18 protein-coding genes are annotated in these 18,345 nt (G+C 63.3%); 13 read left to right on the top strand and 5 right to left on the bottom strand.

All coding sequences use genetic code 11. The features are described 5' to 3' along the window. The first annotated feature begins 3 nt into the window (after nucleotides 1-3). From AB7F41_RS13520 to AB7F41_RS13510, 3 genes are read left to right on the top strand one after another with little or no spacing between them, the layout of a single operon-like run. The gene (locus tag AB7F41_RS13520; protein WP_428380004.1) at nucleotides 4-1,113 is read left to right on the top strand and encodes a cobalt-precorrin-5B (C(1))-methyltransferase; all 1,110 of its coding nucleotides are present in this window, start codon (nucleotides 4-6) and stop codon (nucleotides 1,111-1,113) included. Further along, nucleotides 1,110-1,640 (top strand): bifunctional adenosylcobinamide kinase/adenosylcobinamide-phosphate guanylyltransferase, encoded by a 531-nt coding sequence (gene cobU, locus AB7F41_RS13515; protein WP_428380002.1) that lies wholly within the window; start codon nucleotides 1,110-1,112, stop codon nucleotides 1,638-1,640. The genes AB7F41_RS13520 and cobU overlap by 4 nt, the downstream gene beginning before the upstream one ends. Before the next feature lie 59 nt (nucleotides 1,641-1,699). Continuing rightward, entirely contained in the window at nucleotides 1,700-2,758 is a 1,059-nt protein-coding gene (locus tag AB7F41_RS13510) for an extracellular catalytic domain type 2 short-chain-length polyhydroxyalkanoate depolymerase (RefSeq protein WP_428380000.1), read from the top strand. A 19-nt stretch (nucleotides 2,759-2,777) separates the two neighbouring features. Here the strand turns inward: AB7F41_RS13510 and AB7F41_RS13505 are convergent, their stop codons facing one another. Continuing rightward, on the bottom strand, nucleotides 2,778-4,076 hold the full coding sequence (locus tag AB7F41_RS13505; protein WP_428379998.1) for an O-acetylhomoserine aminocarboxypropyltransferase/cysteine synthase family protein: 1,299 nt from the start codon (nucleotides 4,074-4,076) through the stop codon (nucleotides 2,778-2,780). 159 nt (nucleotides 4,077-4,235) lie between these two features. On the opposite strand from AB7F41_RS13505, the gene AB7F41_RS13500 reads away from it, so the two are divergent. After that, a complete protein-coding gene (locus AB7F41_RS13500) occupies nucleotides 4,236-4,616 on the top strand; it encodes a hypothetical protein (protein WP_428379996.1) in 381 nt (126 codons plus the stop codon). A gap of 206 nt (nucleotides 4,617-4,822) precedes the next feature. Beyond that, a complete protein-coding gene (locus tag AB7F41_RS13495) occupies nucleotides 4,823-5,038 on the top strand; it encodes a hypothetical protein (RefSeq protein WP_428379994.1) in 216 nt (71 codons plus the stop codon). Nucleotides 5,039-5,092: 54 nt separating this feature from the next. Here AB7F41_RS13495 and AB7F41_RS13490 read toward each other — a convergent pair whose 3' ends face one another. Next, nucleotides 5,093-7,246 carry a S9 family peptidase gene (locus tag AB7F41_RS13490; protein ID WP_428379992.1) on the bottom strand — a complete coding sequence of 718 codons (2,154 nt, stop codon included), beginning with the start codon at nucleotides 7,244-7,246 and terminating at the stop codon, nucleotides 5,093-5,095. 156 nt (nucleotides 7,247-7,402) lie between these two features. Between AB7F41_RS13490 and AB7F41_RS13485 the strand changes: the two genes are divergently transcribed. Further along, complete coding sequence (locus AB7F41_RS13485; RefSeq protein WP_428379991.1) at nucleotides 7,403-7,573, top strand: hypothetical protein; 171 nt, start codon at nucleotides 7,403-7,405, stop codon at nucleotides 7,571-7,573. Between the two features lie 153 nt (nucleotides 7,574-7,726). Beyond that, entirely contained in the window at nucleotides 7,727-8,056 is a 330-nt protein-coding gene (locus AB7F41_RS13480; RefSeq protein WP_428406618.1) for a PsiF family protein, read from the top strand. Nucleotides 8,057-8,093: 37 nt separating this feature from the next. Here AB7F41_RS13480 and AB7F41_RS13475 read toward each other — a convergent pair whose 3' ends face one another. After that, nucleotides 8,094-9,104 carry a polyprenyl synthetase family protein gene (locus tag AB7F41_RS13475; RefSeq protein WP_428379989.1) on the bottom strand — a complete coding sequence of 337 codons (1,011 nt, stop codon included), beginning with the start codon at nucleotides 9,102-9,104 and terminating at the stop codon, nucleotides 8,094-8,096. A 301-nt stretch (nucleotides 9,105-9,405) separates the two neighbouring features. Here AB7F41_RS13475 and AB7F41_RS13470 point away from each other — a divergent pair, with 301 nt between their 5' ends. After that, on the top strand, nucleotides 9,406-10,089 hold the full coding sequence (locus AB7F41_RS13470; RefSeq protein ID WP_428379988.1) for a tRNA1(Val) (adenine(37)-N6)-methyltransferase: 684 nt from the start codon (nucleotides 9,406-9,408) through the stop codon (nucleotides 10,087-10,089). Between the two features lie 95 nt (nucleotides 10,090-10,184). Here the strand turns inward: AB7F41_RS13470 and AB7F41_RS13465 are convergent, their stop codons facing one another. Both AB7F41_RS13465 and AB7F41_RS13460 read right to left on the bottom strand, forming a co-directional pair. Further along, nucleotides 10,185-11,735, bottom strand: a complete 1,551-nt coding sequence (locus AB7F41_RS13465) for a radical SAM protein (RefSeq protein WP_428379987.1) — start codon at nucleotides 11,733-11,735, stop codon at nucleotides 10,185-10,187. 151 nt (nucleotides 11,736-11,886) lie between these two features. After that, complete coding sequence (locus tag AB7F41_RS13460) at nucleotides 11,887-12,936, bottom strand: DUF2778 domain-containing protein (protein ID WP_428379986.1); 1,050 nt, start codon at nucleotides 12,934-12,936, stop codon at nucleotides 11,887-11,889. Between the two features lie 362 nt (nucleotides 12,937-13,298). Here AB7F41_RS13460 and AB7F41_RS13455 point away from each other — a divergent pair, with 362 nt between their 5' ends. The 5 genes from AB7F41_RS13455 to AB7F41_RS13435 form a co-directional block, all read left to right on the top strand. Next, nucleotides 13,299-14,042: an SDR family oxidoreductase gene (locus tag AB7F41_RS13455; protein ID WP_428406617.1), complete on the top strand. Its 744-nt coding sequence runs from the start codon at nucleotides 13,299-13,301 to the stop codon at nucleotides 14,040-14,042. A gap of 135 nt (nucleotides 14,043-14,177) precedes the next feature. Beyond that, nucleotides 14,178-15,311: a linear amide C-N hydrolase gene (locus tag AB7F41_RS13450; protein ID WP_428379984.1), complete on the top strand. Its 1,134-nt coding sequence runs from the start codon at nucleotides 14,178-14,180 to the stop codon at nucleotides 15,309-15,311. A 414-nt stretch (nucleotides 15,312-15,725) separates the two neighbouring features. Then, on the top strand, nucleotides 15,726-16,604 hold the full coding sequence (locus AB7F41_RS13445; protein WP_428379983.1) for a bestrophin family protein: 879 nt from the start codon (nucleotides 15,726-15,728) through the stop codon (nucleotides 16,602-16,604). Between the two features lie 188 nt (nucleotides 16,605-16,792). Further along, nucleotides 16,793-17,725 carry a glycine--tRNA ligase subunit alpha gene (locus AB7F41_RS13440; protein ID WP_428379982.1) on the top strand — a complete coding sequence of 311 codons (933 nt, stop codon included), beginning with the start codon at nucleotides 16,793-16,795 and terminating at the stop codon, nucleotides 17,723-17,725. A 304-nt stretch (nucleotides 17,726-18,029) separates the two neighbouring features. Beyond that, nucleotides 18,030-18,345: hypothetical protein (locus tag AB7F41_RS13435; protein WP_428406616.1), on the top strand; the 316-nt coding region annotated here is incomplete at its 3' end.

The following is an 18,345-nucleotide window of genomic DNA, read 5'->3' as shown; positions in this document are numbered from 1 at the left end:
CGCATGAGCGATGCGGGAAGTGGGCGTCCTTTGCGCCGCGGCTGGACGACCGGCGCCTGCGCCACCGCGGCGGCGCGCGCCGCCTTCGAGGCGTTGATGACGGGCGCGCCGCCGCCCGATCCAGTCGAGATCGCGTTGCCATCGGGAAAGCGCGTCGCCTTTGCGTTGGCGACATTCGAGCGCGGCGAGGATTTCGCCCGCGCCGGCGTCGTCAAGGACGCGGGCGACGACCCCGACGTCACCCACGGCGCTCTTGTGCGGGCCTGCGTGCGGCGCGGCGCTCCCGGCGCCGGCCTGCGCTTTTTTGCGGGCGAGGGCGTCGGCACGGTGACCCGCCCGGGCCTGCCGCTGCCGCCAGGCGAGCCGGCGATCAATCCCACGCCGCGAAAGATGATGGCGCAGGCCATCGGCGAGGCGAGCGCGAAGTTGGGAATCGGCGCCGACGCGGACATCGAGATTTCGATTCCTGGCGGCGCGGAGCTCGCCAAACATACGCTCAACGGCCGTTTGGGAATCGTCGGCGGACTGTCCATTCTCGGCACGACGGGAATCGTCACGCCCTTCTCCTGCGCCGCCTGGATCGACAGCATCCATCGCGGCGTCGACGTGGCGCGCGCCAGCGGGCTGACGCATGTCGCCGGCGCGACAGGCTCCACATCTGAGGCTGCGGTGCAGCGTCTTTATGATTTGCCGGAGACGGCGCTCATCGAAATGGGCGATTTCGTCGGCGGGCTCTTGAAATATCTTCGCGCGCATCCGGTCGCGCGCGTGACGATCGGCGGCGGCTTCGCGAAAATGACCAAGCTGGCGCAAGGACGGCTCGATCTGCATTCGGGACGCTCGAGCGTCGATTTTGCGCAGTTGGCGCAAACCGCGCGTGACGTCGGCGCGGGCGAAGAAATCGCGATGGGCATCGCCGACGCCAATAGCGCGCTCGAAGCTTTGCAGATCGCGCAGAGCGCGGGCGTGGATCTCGCGGCGCCGATCGCGCGCGCCGCATGGCGCACCGCGGCGCGGGCGCTCGACACGGCGGAGAGCGAGTTGGAGATCATCATATTCGACCGCGAGGGCGCTCTGCTCGCCCGCGCGCCGTTCCAGCGAGTTCGGACATGAGCGAGAATCCGTATCTGACTCTCGTTCTCGGCGGCGCGCGCTCGGGCAAAAGCGCCTATGCGGAACGTCTCATCGCCGCCCATCCGGCGCCTTGGACGTATATTGCGACCGCGGATATTCTGGACGACGAAATGCGCGCGCGCGTCGACGCGCATCGCGCAAGGCGCGGGGAGAGCTGGCGCACGATCGAAGCGCCGCAAACGCTCGTCGACGCGATTGGCGCAGCGCCGAGCGATCGGCCGCTGCTCATCGATTGCCTCACATTATGGCTGAGCAACCGGCTGCTCGCTGACGCCGATCTTTCGTGCGATCGCGCCGCGCTCATCCATGCGTTGTCGCGTCGTGCGGCGCCGACGGTCGCCGTCTCGTCCGAGGTCGGTCTGTCGATTGTGCCGGACAATGCGCTGGCGCGCGCCTTTCGGGATTCGGCAGGCGAATTGCATCAAGCGATCTCGCGGATTGCAGGCAGGGTCGTGCTGGTCGTCGCGGGCAATCCGCTGACGGCGAAGGGACCGCCGATCTTTTGACCTGCTTGCGGATTCTGCGCTGGCGGAAATTCGCGCCGGTTTTTTCAAGGAGAAGGTTCATGTTCAATCTTTTGCGCGCAGCCCGGATATTTATGGCGGCTGGGATCATTTCGATTGCGAACGATGTTGCATGCGCCGCCGAACGCCTCCCGGCCTATGGCGCGAATCTGTCCGAGACCTCCGTGTCGGGGCTTTCTTCCGGCGCCGCTATGGCCGTGCAATTTCATGTCGCGCATTCCGGCGTCGTGAAAGGCGCCGGAATCGTCGCCGGCGTGCCGTATGACTGCGCCGAGCAGAGTTCGAACCGCGCGATCAACAATTGCATGACGCCGGACGCCGCGCATCCGGTCCCCGACCCCGCGCATCTCAAGGACATCACCGATTCGCTTGCGCGCTCGGGGGCCATCGACGACGTCGCCAATCTGAACGATGCGCGCGTCTGGCTGTTTTCCGGCCGCAAGGATGAAACGGTTTTTCCCGTCGTCATGGATGCGACGCGCGACTATTACGCCTTCTATGCGCCAAGCGATCATATCGTCTATCGAAACGACATCGGCGCAGGCCACGCCATGGTGACGGAGGATTACGGCGACAAGAACTGCGCCGCCACCAAGGCGCCATTCATCGTCGATTGCGACTTCGACGCCGCAAAAGCCTTGTTCGAACAGATCTATGGTCCGCTCAATCCGCCGAGCGCGCAGCCGGCGGGGAAATATGTCGAATTCGACCAGAAGGAATTTCTGCCGGACGGCAGCGCCTATAATCACAGTCTCAGCGATGTCGGCTACGCCTATATTCCGCATGTCTGCGCGCTGGAGCCCTGCCGCGTGCATGTCGCGCTGCATGGCTGCAAACAGCAGGCGGCGGAAATCGGCGACCCCTTCTACAAGCACGCCGGCTACAATCGCTGGGCGGATACGAATCATATCATCGTGGCGTATCCGCAAACCATCAGCCGCTGGGGCTGGGGCTGGCCGTTCTATACGTTGAACTTCGTGTGGAATCCCAACGCCTGCTGGGACTGGTGGGGCTACGACAGCGCCGAGCACCACACCAGGAATGGGCCGCAGATCACGGCCATTCGCGCGATGGTGGAGCGGCTTGCGACGAAACCGTAAGTCGGGCGCTCGTCAGTCCCTAGCCGCCGGCGGCTTTCAGCCCCTTCTCCAGATCGGCGATGATGTCGTCGATGTGCTCGAGGCCGATCGAAAGGCGCACATAACCGGGCGTGACGCCGGACGCCAATTGGGCGTCCTCGGCGAGCTGCGAATGCGTCGTCGTCGCCGGATGAATGGCGAGGCTGCGCGCGTCGCCGATATTGGCGACGTGATAGAACATCTCCAGCGCGTCGATGAAGCGGCGGCCGGCCTCAAGTCCGCCTTTTAGTTCGAAGCCGATGAGCGCGCCATAGCCCCCTTTCAGATATGCGTCGGCGCGCCGTCGCATCTCGCCCGTCTGTTGCGACGGATGAATGACTCGCGTCACTTCGCTGCGTTTGCTCAGAAAATCGGCGACCTTCTGCGCGTTCTGCACATGCCGCTCGATGCGCAGCGTCACTGTCTCGATCCCCTGCAACGTCAGAAAAGCGTTGAACGGCGAGGGCGCCGGGCCGAGATCGCGCAACAGCGCGGCGCGCGCCCGGATGATGTAGGCGACGGGTCCGATGGGCTTGACCGCCTCGACCCAGACGGCGCCGTGATAGCTCGGATCCGGCGTATTGAGCGCCGGCTGACGCAGCGGAAATTTCTCCCAGTCGAAATTGCCGCCGTCGATGATCGCGCCGCCGATCGACGTGCCGTGGCCGCCGAGATATTTCGTCGTCGAATAAACGACGATCGCCGCGCCGTGATCGAGCGGCCGGCAGAGAATCGGCGCCGCCGTGTTGTCCATGATCAGCGGCACGCCGAGTTCGCGGCCGATCGCGGCGACCTCCTCGATCGGAAACACGGTAAGCTTAGGATTGGGCAGCGTTTCCGCATAATAGGCGCGGGTGCGCTCGTCGGTGGCGCGGCGGAAATTCTCGGGATCGGCCGGATCGACGAAGCGCACGTCGAGTCCCTGTTCCTTCAGCGTATTGGCGAAGAGATCCCAGGTGCCGCCGTAAAGGTCGGTCGACGAGACGACATTGTCGCCGACGCGCGCAAGCGTCTGAAGCGATAGCGCCGACGCGGCCTGTCCGGAAGCGAGCGCCAGAGCCGCCGCGCCGCCTTCGAGCGCCGCGAGTCGCGCCTCCAACACGCTCGTCGTCGGATTGCCGATGCGCGTATAGATGTGGCCGAGCTCCTTGAGCGCGAAAAGATTGGCCGCATGCTCGGTGTCGTGAAACTGATAGGAGGTCGTCTGATAAATCGGAACGGCGACGGCGCCGTTCGTCTCATCCGCACGCCAGCCGGCGTGGAGCGCAATCGTTTCGGCGTGCTTGCTGTCGACGGCCATCATTTTCCTCCAAGCGTGAGCGCAAGCTGAATACGGCAAAGCGAAGGCGAGCGCTACACGTCGCGCTTCATCCGATTGCGCGTTTTCCATTGCTAGATTTCATCGCTCCTCCATTTACCAACAGGCGCTTATCGTTCCCACCAGTCCCAGGAGTAGGACATGAAGAGAAAAATTGCTGTCATCGGAAGTCTCGCTCTCGCCTTCTTGGCGCCCACGGCGTTGGCCGAGGAGCAGTCGCAGGAGCAACAGCCGCAGACACAGCAAGAGCCGCAGCAACAGACTGAGCAGCAATCGACGCAGCAGCCGCAGCAATGGACGCCGCCGCAGGAGCAGGGCGTGACCTCGGGTCCTGCGACAGGCGGACCGGTTGAGCCGTCGGGCGCAGTGCAGAAGGACAATCCGAAAGCGACTGGTGAACAGGACAATGCGCCGGGCCCGAGCGGGACGTCGGCGGGCGCGCCTGGAGTCGAAGGCAAGAAGGGAACGCAGAGCGGGCAGGAATGGGTTGCGCCGGAGGAAATCAGGGGCAAAAAGCGCTAGAAAAATACGCGCGATGAATCGATCGGCGGCGCCGCGCATGGCTGACAAGTCATTGTTGCGAGAGCCGTCGATCGCTTTCGACATCGACGCGCGCCAAAGCTTGGCGTTATTCCTTGAGTCGACGCACTCGCGGACTATAATCCGCCCCGGCCAGAAATGAGCGCAGCCCCGCGACTCGGGCCCATCCAAAAAGGGGGAATCGCCAAATGAAGAAAATACTGCTGTTGACTGCCGCAATCGCTGCGGGCGCAATTTTCGCCGCGCCGGTCCGCGCCGAAGAACCGGGCGAAGCGCCCGCTGCGGCGAGCGCGGCGCCTCAGGCGGCGGCGCCTGCCGCGCCTGCTGAAACGAGCGCCGCTCCGGCCGCCGAGAGCAAGCCCGCCATCCCCCCGGATTCTGAGTGGGTGCATCCCACCAAGTAATTTTTTCGCTGCACTTCCCGGTTCACGGGGAGTGCAGCGGTCCGCTTCGGCGGTTCAAGCGACATGATTCGCGTCTTTGAAGACGCGCGCGGCGCAGGCGAGCGCGAAGGCGTATTCCAGCGCGGTGTCTTCAAGCGCTTCAAATCGGCCCGAGGCGCCGGCGTGGCCCGCGCCCATATGGGTGAACAGCAGCACAGGTCCGCCGCCGCTCATCGCCGCGCGAAGCTTCGCGACCCATTTGAGCGGCTCCCAATAGGTGACGCGAGGATCAGCGACTCCGGCGATCGCGAGAATCGGCGGATAATATTGCGCGCGCACATTGTCGTATGGCGAATAGGACGCGAGCCGGTCATAGGCGTCGACGCTGGCGACGGGATTGCCCCATTCCAGCCATTCCGGCGGCGTCAGCGGGAGATCGTCGCGCAGCATCGTGTTCAGCGTGTCGACGAAAGGCACGCTCGCGATGATTCCGGCGAAAAGCTCGGGCGCCTCGTTGACGACGGCGCCCATCAGCAATCCGCCCGCCGATCCTCCCTGCGCGACGACGCCGCCCTCCTTCGTATAGCCGGTCGAGATGAGATGGCGTGCGCAGTCGATGAAGTCCGTGAAGCTGTTTCGCTTTTTTGCAAGCTTGCCGTCTTCGTACCAGCGCCAGCCCTTCTCCGTCCCGCCGCGGATGTGCGCGCGGGCGTAGACGAAACCGCGGTCGACAAGCGACAGGGCGTCTTCGTTGAATCCTGCTGAGAGCGCATAGCCATAGGCGCCATAGCCGTAGAGCAGCAGCGGCGCGCCGTCGCCGCCGGGCGTGAAGTCGGCGCGGTGCAACAGCGTGATCGGCACGATTTCGCCGTCGCCGGCGGTCGCAAAGAGGCGCCGCGTCACGTAATTCTTCGGATCGTGACCCGACGGAATATCCTGGCGCTTGCGCAACACGCGCGTGCGCGCATTCATGTCGTAATCATAGGTCTCGTCAGGCGTCGTCATCGACGAATAGACAAAGCGCAGGATGTCGGTGTCGAACTCAAAGCCCGGATCGATCGACAGCGCATAGGCCTCTTCTTCGAAATCGATCGCATGCTCGTCGCCGCTCGACAGCGCGCGAATGACGATCTTTGGCAGCGAATTTTCGCGAAGCAGCCAGACAAGATGGCGCGCATAGACCGTGAAGGAGTCGATCATCGCGCCATGGCGGTGATGAACGACCTCCTTCCAGTTCTCGCGGCCGGGCGCCGCGAGCGGCGCCACGGAGATGCGGAAATCGTCGGCGCCGTCGGCGTTGTTGCGGATATGGAGGAGATCGCCGAGCGGTTCGACGTCGTAGCGCAGGCGCGGCTCGCGCGGTGTAACGATGCGCGGCGCCGGATTTGCCGTCCGCAGGTCGATCAGCCAGCATTCCGTCGCGTCATGGCCATGAATGGTCACAATCGCAAAGCGCCTGCAGCGGCTTTCGTGCAGGCCGATGAACCAGGCGCCGTCCAATTCCTCGATGACCAGCGTATCGTCAACGGGATCGGTCCCGACGTCATGCCGGAAGACCTGCGACGTGCGATGGTTCTCGTCGATCAGCACATAGTAATAGGCTTTCGAATCGGCGCGCCAGACGATCGAGCCGTCGGCGTCGCCCACGACGTCGGCGCGATCGACGCCATCGCTCAGCGCGCGCGTGCGGATTTCGTACAGCTCCGAGCCTGCATCATCGACGCTCCAGGCAAGCTGCGCGTGATCCGGCGCATGCGCGGCGTTGCCGATATCGAAGAAGTCGTGGCCTTTGGCGAGGGCGTCGCCGTCGAGGAGAATAGTTTCGGCGCCGCCTTCCCGCGGCGTCCGGCAATAGCGTGGGTGTTCGGCGCCTGGATGGTAGCGCTCATAGTAGGAGAAGGGGCCGTCAGGGTCGGGAACGTCGCTGTCGTCCTCCTTGATGCGCCCGCGCATTTCGGCGACGAGCGTCTCGCGCAGAGTCGCGAGCGGCGCCATGACGCGGTCGCAGTGCGTGTTTTCAGCCTTGACCAGCGCGGCGATGTCGTCGGGGAGCGTCTCGGGGTCGCGCAGAACCTCGCGCCAGTTTTTGGCGGCGAGCCATTCGTAAGGATCGTCCAGCACGCGACCGTGAATGACTCTGCGGGTGTGGCGCGGCGTTGCGACGGGCGGCTGCGCGCCCGCGAAATCAATCCGCCAATCTGACGTTTTCGTCGCAGTCTCGCCCGCCATGTCGTCCTCCGCCGATTGCCTTTGGACGATTTTAGCACTGCTTGCAGCGCAGCACAGAGAACTATCGGGCGGGTCGAAAATGGAAGCAATTTGTCAATCAATCGCGCCTTAACCTTGCTGCAATGAACCTGTCAGCTCTTGGATGAGGAGCGATTCATGCGTTACTCCCATGCTGCGCTCAGTCCCGTTTCCGTCGGCGAGCGAAACGCCGCTCGCGTCAATGATGTTTCCGTGCGCCGGACGTCCGCGCCGCGTCGGCTCGCCTTGAAGATCGCCTACGCGGTCTTTATCGCCGGCGTCGCGATCTATCTCTGGTGGCGGCGCTAGGCGCTGCTGCGCTGCGTCAAAGACAAATTGTCGTCGATCGCATAAATTCGAGGCGTGGCCGACAGCGGACGCGCATTTCGCGCGCGGCGCTGACGCGCCGCGAGCGATCAACATGCGGCGTCGCGGCGCGCCTCCGAAACAGAAGAAGCGTAGATGTTTACGAGCATGAAGTGCATTGCCGCCGCCATCCTTTGCGCCGGCGTTTTCACTGGCGCCGCGGTCGCGGAGCCGAAGACCTCAACGCCCGGCGGAAACGCGCCGACGACTTGGGCGCCGCCCGAGGAGATCGCGCCGAAAACCGCCGCGCCTGCGGAGGCGCCCGCGCCGAGCGCCGAAGCGCCCGCCGCCGCGCAGCCCGCGAACGCTGCTCCCGTCAGCAAGACCCATGCGGAACGACAAAAGGACTGCCGCGCGCAAGCCGACGCCAAAGGGCTTCACGGCAAGGAGCGCAAACACTTCAAGGCGGAGTGTCTGAAGGGATGACGCAATCCGCCGGCCGCTTCATGCGGCCGGCCGCGCGTCAGTAAACGCGATCGATGCAGAAGTCGACGACTTCGAGCAGCGCGCTCTTCCATGGCGAAGCGGGGAAGATCTCCATCGCATCGCGGGCGATCGCGCCGTAATGCGTCGCGCGCTCGATCGTGTCGTCGAGCGCCTTGTGCTTCTTCATTAGTCCGCAGGCGGTCTCGACGTCGCCGTCTTTGATCTCGCCTTTCTCCAGCGTGCGCCGCCAGAATTCGCGTTCTTTCTCATTGCCGCGACGGAAGGCGAGCACCACCGGAAGCGTGATCTTGCCCTCGCGGAAGTCGTCGCCGACATTCTTGCCGAGCTTGGCCGACGAGCCGCCGTAATCGAGCGCGTCGTCGATGAGCTGGAAGGCGACGCCGAGATTCATGCCGTAGCTGCGCGCGGCGGCTTCATCGGCCTTCGGCTTGCCGCCGAGCATCACGCCGACTTCCGCAGCGGCGGCGAACAGCTCCGCCGTCTTGCGGCGGATCACGCCCATATAGGCGTCTTCCGTCGTGGTGGTGTCTTTCGCGGCGTTGAGCTGCATGATCTCGCCCTCGGCGATCACCGCCGCGGCCTGCGAGACGACGGTCAGCGGCGCGATGACGCCGGGCTCGACCATCATCTTGAAGGCGTGGCCGAGCAGGAAGTCGCCGACGAGCACGCAGGTCTGATTGCCCCACAGCATGCGCGCGGCGATCTTGCCCCGGCGCATGTCGCTCTCATCGACGACGTCGTCGTGGAGCAGGGTCGCCGTGTGCATGAATTCAATGCCCGCGGCGAACTTCAAATGCCCGTCGCCCTTGTAGCCGCACATGCCGGCGGTCGCGAGAACGAGCATCGGCCGCAAACGCTTGCCGCCGGCGGAGATGAGATGATTGGCGACTTCGGGAATCGTGGTGACGTCGGAGCCCATGCGCTGAATGATCAGCTGATTGGTTCGCTCGAGGTCGGGCTTGATGAGCTCCAGCAGGCTGTCGATGCCTGCGTCCTTTTTCTCATCGAGCGGAATGACGATACCCACGGACCCCCCTACAGCCTTGCGCTTTGTCGGCGCGAACTTACGGCTTTGAGATGGAGGCGGCAAGTCGGCGGGGACGTTCGCGTTCCGTCCTGTCCGCGCCGGGCGTTGCGCGAAGGCCGCCCAGCGCGTCGGAGTCGTCGCGCCCGTTGGAGGGGGAGCGACCCGACGTGGGGAAAAGATCAGGTTCGCCGCGTAGAAGGGTCCTGTTTCTGCGCTTTTCGCAGTGAGTCCAGGCGCGGGCCGCCTCCCCACACGGGCGAGGCGCGCGCGCGACGTTTCCCGTGCTATCTCTCCCGATGCAATGACCAGGAACGGCGCAGAATTTGACGGCTTTCTCGAGGGACGCCTGCGCCTGCGGCAAAGCGCCGCCGGGCACCGCGCGGGCACGGACGCCGTGCTGCTCGCCGCTGCAGCGCCGCAGGATCAGCAGGGCCTCATCCTGGACGTCGGCGCCGGCGCGGGCGCCGTCGGCCTGATGGCGGCGCTGCGCGCGCCGGCCGCAAGCGTCCGCCTCGTGGACATCGATCGCGACTCCTGCGCGCTGGCGCGCGAGAATGTCGCCGCGAACGCCCTCGATGAACGCGTGAAGGTTTACCAGGCCGACGTTCTTTCGGCGACATCGCGCCGGGCGGCCGGACTCGTCGACGAGAACGCCGCGCTCGTTCTCACCAATCCGCCGTTTCACGAAGCCGGCAAGGTGCGCGTGACGCCGGACGCCGCCAAGGCGCGCGCCCATGTCGCCAGCGCGCCGCTTGCCGACTGGACTCGCGCATGTCTCGCGCTGCTCGCCCCCGGCGGCGCGTTCGTGATGATTCATCGCGCCGACGCGCTCGCCGAATGTCTCGCGGCGGTCCAGGGGAGGCTGGGGGGCGTGTCGATCGAGCCCATTCACACGCGAACGGATGCGCCGGCGACGCGCATTCTTCTGCGCGGGGTCAAAGGCTCGAAAGCGCCGCTGTCAATTTTGAAGGGGATCGGCGTCTGACGGCGTTATCGAAGGTGACTGCGCTGCAGTCATCACCCTCATCCTTCGAGACGCGCGTTCGCGCTCGACGAGAGCGCTTGTGCTCTCAAACAGCTCTATGCCGCGCGCTGCGGCGCGACCGGCGGGCTGGAGAGCTGCGGCTCCCAGTAATTGCCCTTGTCGAACATGTGCCGCGCCTGCGCATATTGAAACATGATGCGCGCGGCGATGGTGATGGTCTCGGGCTTGCGCACCGCCGCGCCCCAGACCTTGTTCCACATGCGTCCTTCCGCTTCGCCCATCTTGCGCACGTCCATGCCGACCTGCATGGCCTGCCGCTCGACCTCGCGCAGCGATTTGGGATCAAAAGGCTGCGGCGCCGGACCTCTGCGCGTGCGGCCGAAAGTGCTGATCATGTTCAGCATGCGCTCGCCGAAGGCCGTCGGCGCATAGAGCGCATTGCAGAGATTCTGCATGCCGTAATGCAGTTCCTCCATGCTCATTGTCTGGCACTGAATGTTGGAGCTCCACGGCACGGCCTGGGTCTCGACGCCGCCGGTGATCAGCCGGCCTTCGCGGGCGATGCGGTCGAAGAGCGGCGTCGCTTCCGAGGCCATCAGCGCGCCGAGGCTGAAGATCGGGATCGGCGTCGCCATGGCGAAATCGTACTGCTGGGCGAAGACGCCGGGGCCGTCATGATCGAAGCCGACGATCATGCCGCCCATCACCGACATGCCCTTGTCGATCAGTTTCTGGATCTCGTCGACGAGGCTGATCTTGAGATTCTGCCGCTTGCCGGTTTCGCGCAGGCTTTCGACATTGGGCGTCTCGATGCCGACGAAGACCTGCGTCAGCCCCGCTGCGGCGCACATGTCGAGCAGCTCCTCGTCGCGCGTCGCGTCGATGGAGATCTGCGTGACGAACTCCATCGGACGATCGCGGCGCCAATGCGCGATCGCCGCGAGCAGTTCCTTGCAGTGCGCGCGATAGGCGGTGAAATTGTCGTCGGCGAGGAAGGCCGTGCGATAGCCGGCGTTCCAAAGCGCGTCGAGCTCGGCGAGGACATTGGCGATCGGCTTGTGACGCTGCTTGCGCCCGAGATATTGGATCACGTCGCAGAATTCGCATTCGAACGGACAGCCGCGCGAGGTCTGCACGGCGCCGAGAATCGCGCGATCATTGCGATAGAGGTCCCAGCGCGGCCGCGGCGACAGATCGAGCGACGGCTTGTCGCCGACATAGCTGTCCTTCGGTTTGCCGGCGCGAAGATCGGAGAACAGTTCGCTGGCGATTTCCTCGGTCTCGCCGCTCACGAGCACGTCGCAGTGATCGCGCAGCCGAGCGGGAGAGAGGCTCGCATAAGGTCCGCCGATGATGACCTTCTTGCCGCGGCGGCGAAACTCGTCGGCGATGGCGATCATGCGGTTGCGCTGACTGACCTTGCCGGTGAGCGCGATCCAGTCTGCGGAATGGTCGAAATTCACCGGTTCGACCTGCTCTTCGCAGAGTTCGAATGCGAAGTCGCTGGGGGCCAGCGCCGCCACCGTCGCGGTCGCGAGGTCCGCCATCATCACGCCGCCCGGCGCGCCCGACGCCGCCAGCGCCTCGCCTCCGAAATAGGTTGGAAAATCGCCGCTAGGATTGATGAGATAGATCGAAATCGCCATGCAAAGCCCTCTATGGGCGCACGCTAATTTAACTTTGCAGGCGCGACAAGAAACTTGTCATAATTCCAAACTGAGCAATTGAGGCGCGGAACTCAAAAAAAAAGCGGCCTTCAGCGGGCCGCTTCTTCATTTTACGCGTGAGAATAAACGCTTAGAGATGCGCGACGACGGCAAGCCGGCGAATCTGGCCGTTTTTGTAGGCGCGCAGGAAGGCGTGATAGTCGCGGAAGGACACGCAGCCGTTCGAATCGCCTCTCGGCCCGAGCATATAGGTGTGGGCGAGAAGTCCGGCGCGGCCGAAGATCGCGCCCTGGCCGCCGACCGGCGTGAGCCGCAGCGCCTCGACGCCATGGAACAGCGCCTCACGCGGCGACAGATCGTAAACGTGGGGCGGCGTCGCGCCGCGCATGCGCAGATGGACGTAGCGCGGATCGTCGATATGTTCGCGCAGGCCGGAATGCGCCTCGAGCCTGGTGCCGTCGGGCAGATAGACCGTATGCGCCGAGATGTCGTAGACGGCGGTTTGGCGGTCGTAGCGCGACGCAGGCCCGACCGCGGCGCCCGCCGCGCCGCCGAGAATGCCCGATTTCAAATCGGAGAGCGTGCCGCTCTCCGTAGCCGCATAGGCGAGCGCCTGTCCGCGCGGCCGCTGCTGCTGGCGCGCGTCCTGCGCGGCGTCGCCGAGCCCGAAGAATTTCTCGAAGATTGAACGGTCGTCCGACGGCGAGGCCGGCACGACGGTGGTGCGCGCCATGCGGCGCAGCGAGCCTTCGTAAAGGCCGCGATTCGCGACGGCGAGCTCCGTTGGACGGCGGGGCGGCAGCGGCGCGTCCTCGGCCGAGGCGACCTGCATCCCGTCCGCGTCCAGGCGCTCGGGGACGGCGGCGGCCGGCGTCTGCGCGGCGGGCTGCACGGCGGCGTCGAGCGCGCCGCGCATGGTGGTTTCGGCAAGGGCCAGCGTCTGGGGCCGTCCGCCGAGGCCGACGATGGCGCCGTAGGGGTTTTGCGCGACGGTCGCAGCGACAGGCGCTGCGGCGGTCTCAGAGTCGCGGGCGGATCGCTGCGACAGCGCCCAATATCCCGCCGACAGGCTCATGGCGAGCGCAACGCCGGCGATCACCAGATGAGATGAGCTTTTGCGAGAATAAATACGCCGATCCAAAGAAATGAAGTCGATTGGCGCACCGATTCCTTGCATCATCCGCCCCTACCTCCGAACTGATCTTCCATCGCAGGCTTCTGATCTTCGCCGACATTTACGCGAGATCGCGTCAAAGTTCGGCGATAGCCAGAACTGCGCGGAACGCCCGCACATATTCACACCAGAACTAAACGGCCTTGCTTTGGCTGCTTTGGGGCGAATTCTTGTCGGCGTTTAGGGTAAAGTCGAATGGTTAAATCTTTGAAAATGCCGGATTTCGTGCGGCGTCCCGCCATGGCGCGTCAAGTTTGCCGCCGCCTCGCCGCCGAATTTGGCGCCGCGCCGCACGCGCGATTTGGTTGAGTCCGGCGGCGAAACCTTCGCCGGTCCAAACCGTTTTAAGAGGGCAGGGAGGTCTCACGATGAACAGCGCAATCGAAGGCAAGGTCGTCGCCATCACCGGCGCGTCGAGTGGCATTGGCGAAGCGGCGGCGCGCGATCTCGCCGCGCGCGGCGCCAGGGTGGTTCTGGGCGCGCGCCGCGTCGAGCGGCTGGAAGCGATCGCCAAGGAACTCGCCGCGGCGGGTCAGAAGGCGATCGCCAGCGCCCTGGACGTGACGAAAAAGGCCGATGTCGACGCATTCGTCGGCGCCGCGGTTCAGGCCTTCGGCCGGCTCGACGTTCTCGTCAACAACGCCGGGCTGATGGCGATCGCGCCGATGTCCGAGCGCCGCACCGACGAATGGGACCGGATGATCGACATCAACATCAAGGGCCTGCTCTATGGCGTCGCCGCCGCGCTGCCAATCTTCGAGAAACAGGGCTCAGGCCATTTCATCAATATTTCCTCGGTCGCCGGCCTGAAAGTGTTCAGCCCCGGCGGCACGGTCTACAGCGGGACGAAATTCGCGGTCGCGGCGATTTCGGAAGGGCTGCGCCAAGAGGTCGGCGGCAAGATCCGCACGACGACGATCATGCCGGGCGCGGTCGACACCGAGCTGAAGACGGGAACGTCGGACGCGGCGAGCCGGAAATATGTCGACGCCTTTTATCAGCAGGCGATCCCCGCCGAGTCGATCGCCCGCGCGATTCGCTACGCGATCGAACAGCCGGCGGATGTCGATGTGAACCAGATCGTGATTCGCCCGACCGTGCAGGAATTTTGAGGGGAGCTTTCCAGAGCTCCGCTAAACTTTGGCTGCCACCTGGAAGCGCAGTCGGACGACCTTGATCCGAGGTCGCGGTTGCGCCAAGTTTGTCCGAATTGTTGCAACAAGTTGATGGACCCTCAGGAGTTTACGATGCGGTTGAGCAAGACAGTTCATATTTCTTTGATTGCCGCCGTTGCCTTCGCATTCGTCGCCCCGCCGAGCCTTGCGTGCACGGGCATCATGCTGAAGCCTAAGGACGGATCGGTGGTGCATGGGCGCACCGTCGAGTTCGGGATGACCATTGACACCTCGGTCGCCGTCATTCCGCGCGGATACCAGTTCGTCGGACAGACCCCGATGGGCGACGGCCTGAAATACGCGGCCAAGTATGCAGCCGTTGGCGCGATCGCCTTCACCGATGTGAAACTGCTGGACGGTCTGAATGAAGCCGGGCTGGCGGTGGGAGCCTTCTATTTCCCGACGTTTGCCGAGTATACGCCCGTCACGTCGGCGAATCAGAACAAGGGCTTGTCGCCGGGCGACTTTCCCAACTGGCTGTTGACGCAATTCGCGTCGGTCGTCGAGGTGCGGCAAGCGCTTGAGAAGGGCGAGGTCGTCGTGACGCCGACCGTCCTCGAAGGCTGGGGACCGGAAACGCCGCCATTCCACTACATCGTCTATGACAAGACGGGGGCCAGCATTGTCATCGAGCCCGTGGGCGGCAAGCTCGTGATCAGCGACAATCCGCTCGGCGCGATGTCGAACTCCCCGACCTTCGATTGGCACATGACCAACTTGCGGAACTACATCGCGCTCAATCCCCGCAACGTGCCGCCGATCAAGATCGATGGCCAGACATTCAGGCAGCTCGGCCAGGGAAGCGGCATGCTCGGCTTGCCTGGCGACTTCAGCCCGCCCTCCCGCTTCGTTCGGGCGGCGGTGTTCAGCGCGACCGCCATTCCCTCCGACACGGCTTCACAAGGCATCGAGCAGGTCTTCCACATCCTCAACAACTTCGACATTCCAGTTGGAGTGGCGCGGGAGGAAAGCGACGGCGTGATCCACACCGACTACACCATGCTGACGACCGCCCGTGATCCCCAAAGCCTCCGCTATTACTACAAGTCCTATGATGACCAGACGATCCGCATGATTGACCTGAAGCGGTTCGATCTCGACGCGAAGACCATCAAAATGCTCAGCACCAAGAGCGAGCAGCCTATCGTTGATATGAGCGATAAGGTCAAACAACCGAGCGCAACGCCAAAGAGGAAGCGTCGGTAGTTTCGCTGCGCATGTCCGCTTATGGCGTATCGCGCCTATTCCGGGCGCCATCGACACTGAGTTGAAGTCGGGCGCGTCCGACGCGGCGAGCCGAAAAAATGTCGACGCCTTTTATGAGCAGGCGATCCCCGTCGAGTCGATCGCCCGCGCGTCGTCGCTACGCGGCGCTAAGCGGCCTCAACGGGGCTTTATAAAGCAGCCCTTCACTAACCGGGTGACACGCGATCTTCCCGGCTGCGGTCCGACGGTTGAAACCCGTGCTAAAAGTGTTCGCTACCGCGCAAACTCGGGCGCCAGAAGCGACGTTCGATTTTCATTATCGATGGGCCGTTTATTTGGGCGCGTCCTTGGCCAGCAACCCAAACGATCACAACGCGGAAGCGATTAGGCGGCGAAAGGCTAAACGAGAGCAGCATGCTGAGGTACGACACAAAAGCGTGGTGGAAGCTTATCTTCCAGTTTCACGAGGGAGACACTCTAAGGACTCTCTTACCAAACATATTCATCGTCGCGCTGTTTACGTTACTGGTAGTGTACTGCAACTCCGGAATAATGCCGGGGTATCTGAAATATACAGCGACAGTTCATAACCTCTTTGGGTTCGTTATCTCGCTTTTGCTCGTGTTCAGAACCAACACCGCTTATGATCGATGGTGGGAGGGTCGGCGGCTTTGGGGTTCTCTCGTCAACACATCTCGAAATATCGCACTAAAGTGTCATTCGTATTTGGACGCACAAGATCGAGTGAGAGCGACGATCGCTTTCGATATAGCGAATTTTGCTGACGTCCTCAAAGACCATCTTCGAGGTCAAGCAAGTGACCTTCCGTACCCGGTGGACCATGCGCCGAGCCTCGCTGCAGAACAGCTATTCATGGACGTCGCAAATCTTAATCGACAGGGATTGATTAGCGAAGTTCAGTTTTTGACGCTGAATGGCGACCTGACGGCGCTTTCAGATATATGCGGGGCATGTGAGCGCATTAAAAAAACGCCAATACCCTTTTCCTATCATGTTTTCATAAAGAAGTTTGTCTTCTTTTACATTATCAGCATGCCATTCGTTTTTGCGCCAGAGTTTGGTTATTGGACAATTTTGGTCACGAGTTTCATGTTTTATGTTCTTGCAAGCCTTGAGACGTTAGCAGAAGAGATCGAGAATCCGTTCGGTATTGACACAAACGATCTACCGTTGGACCAGTTGAGCATCCTTATCAAAAAGAACGCCCATGAAATTCTCGTCGATTACCCGATTCACAAAAGCGCAGAAATGACGGCCTCGACGTACTCATGAACCGCCGCGACCCGGGTCCGAAAGCCGGTGTCACAGCTATGCGATGACCTTTTGTGTGTTGATGGATCTCGATGGGTATCGGCTCTTGGCGCAACGAGGATATTCACCCGACCCGCCGTCGGCGAAGCATGCCGTTGACCTGCGTTGGCCCCGCCAATAGCTTGCGCGCAATTCTCGCAGGACCCGCCATGCTCCCCGAACTCCCCCATCTCTCCCCCATCCGCTCCTTCCAGGGGCTCATTCTCACTTTGCAGAATTTCTGGGCGGCGCAGGGCTGCGTCATCCTGCAGCCCTATGACATGGAGATGGGGGCGGGCACCTTTCACCCGGCGACGACTTTGCGCGCGCTCGGCCCGAAGCCATGGCGCGCCGCCTATGCGCAGCCCTGCCGGCGCCCCAAGGACGGGCGCTATGGCGAAAACCCCAACCGGCTGCAGCACTACTATCAGTTCCAGGTGATCCTCAAACCGTCGCCGCCCGATCTGCAGGAGCTCTATCTCGCCTCGCTTTCCGCGATTGGCGTCGACCCCAAGCTCCACGACATCCGCTTCGTCGAGGACGATTGGGAAAGCCCGACGCTCGGCGCCTGGGGCCTTGGCTGGGAATGCTGGTGCGACGGCATGGAGGTCTCGCAATTCACCTATTTCCAGCAGGTCGCGGGGTTCGAATGCGCGCCGGTCGCCGGCGAACTCACCTATGGGCTGGAGCGTCTCGCCTGCTATCTGCAGGGCGTCGACAGCATCATGGAGCTGAATTTCAACGGCCGCGACGGCGACGAGAAAGTCACCTACGCCGACGTCTTCCTGCAGGCCGAGCAGGAATATTCGCGCCACAATTTTGAAGCCGCCGACACGGGAAAACTTTTCGAAGATTTCAAGGACGCCGAATCGGAATGCGAGCGGCTTTTGTATTTCGGCGCGGGCTCGGGCGACGAGATGCATCTGATGGCGCTGCCGGCCTATGACCAATGCATCAAGGCGAGCCACGCCTTCAATCTCTTGGACGCGCGCGGCGTGATCTCGGTGACCGAGCGTCAGAGCTATATCTTGCGCGTGCGCGAACTCGCGAAGGCCTGCGGCGCGGCCTGGCTGCGCACCGCGGGCGGCGGCGCGAACGGATAGCGCGTTCGCGAGGAGCTGCGGCGCTCTGACGCAGCTCTTGCGACCATTCGAGACGGCGCCCACCTCACTAAGAGGTAACAGCGTTCGTCATGCGCGTTGGCGCACATCTTTCGAGATCATCGCCATCCAAAACAGTGCGCGAGACGGGCAACCGTCTTGCGCCGTTGGCGAGTAGCGGCGCGTGCGCGCCCGTCCCTTCCTTTGCCAGGAACCCAAATGATGCGGACGGGCGCGCGCTTCTTGACTGTGTGCATGTTTCGTTCTAGTCATGTTCCGTGTTTGGCTTCATGTGGCGGACCGTGTCATGTATCAGCCCCGTTACCCGTCTTTCTGCATTTCTCGCCGGAGCTTCGGCGAAACCGCGGCGCGCGGCGAGGCGCTTCAATCGCTCGCCGAAGCGGATTCGCTGCGCAATCGGTTCATGTCGTGGCGGGGCGCTTCGGGCCGCCGTTACGTGTGCTCGGTGTTTCAGTCGGGCGAAGAGTCGTTTATCGCCGATGTGACGAATTGCGTCGTCATCGGCGTCGCGCGGGAGGGCGCGACGACACGGCCGGTCTGCGTGTTTCTCGCGCAGGAAGGCGCGGTCGATCGCGCGGCGTTGGGGCGGAATCGCCCAAAAG

Origin of the sequence: Methylocystis sp., from assembly GCF_050251305.1 — a bacterium.
GTDB lineage: Bacteria > Pseudomonadota > Alphaproteobacteria > Rhizobiales > Beijerinckiaceae > Methylocystis.
The sequence above is the reverse complement of the archived record's forward strand: the minus strand, read 5'-3'. Positions and strand labels throughout refer to the sequence as shown.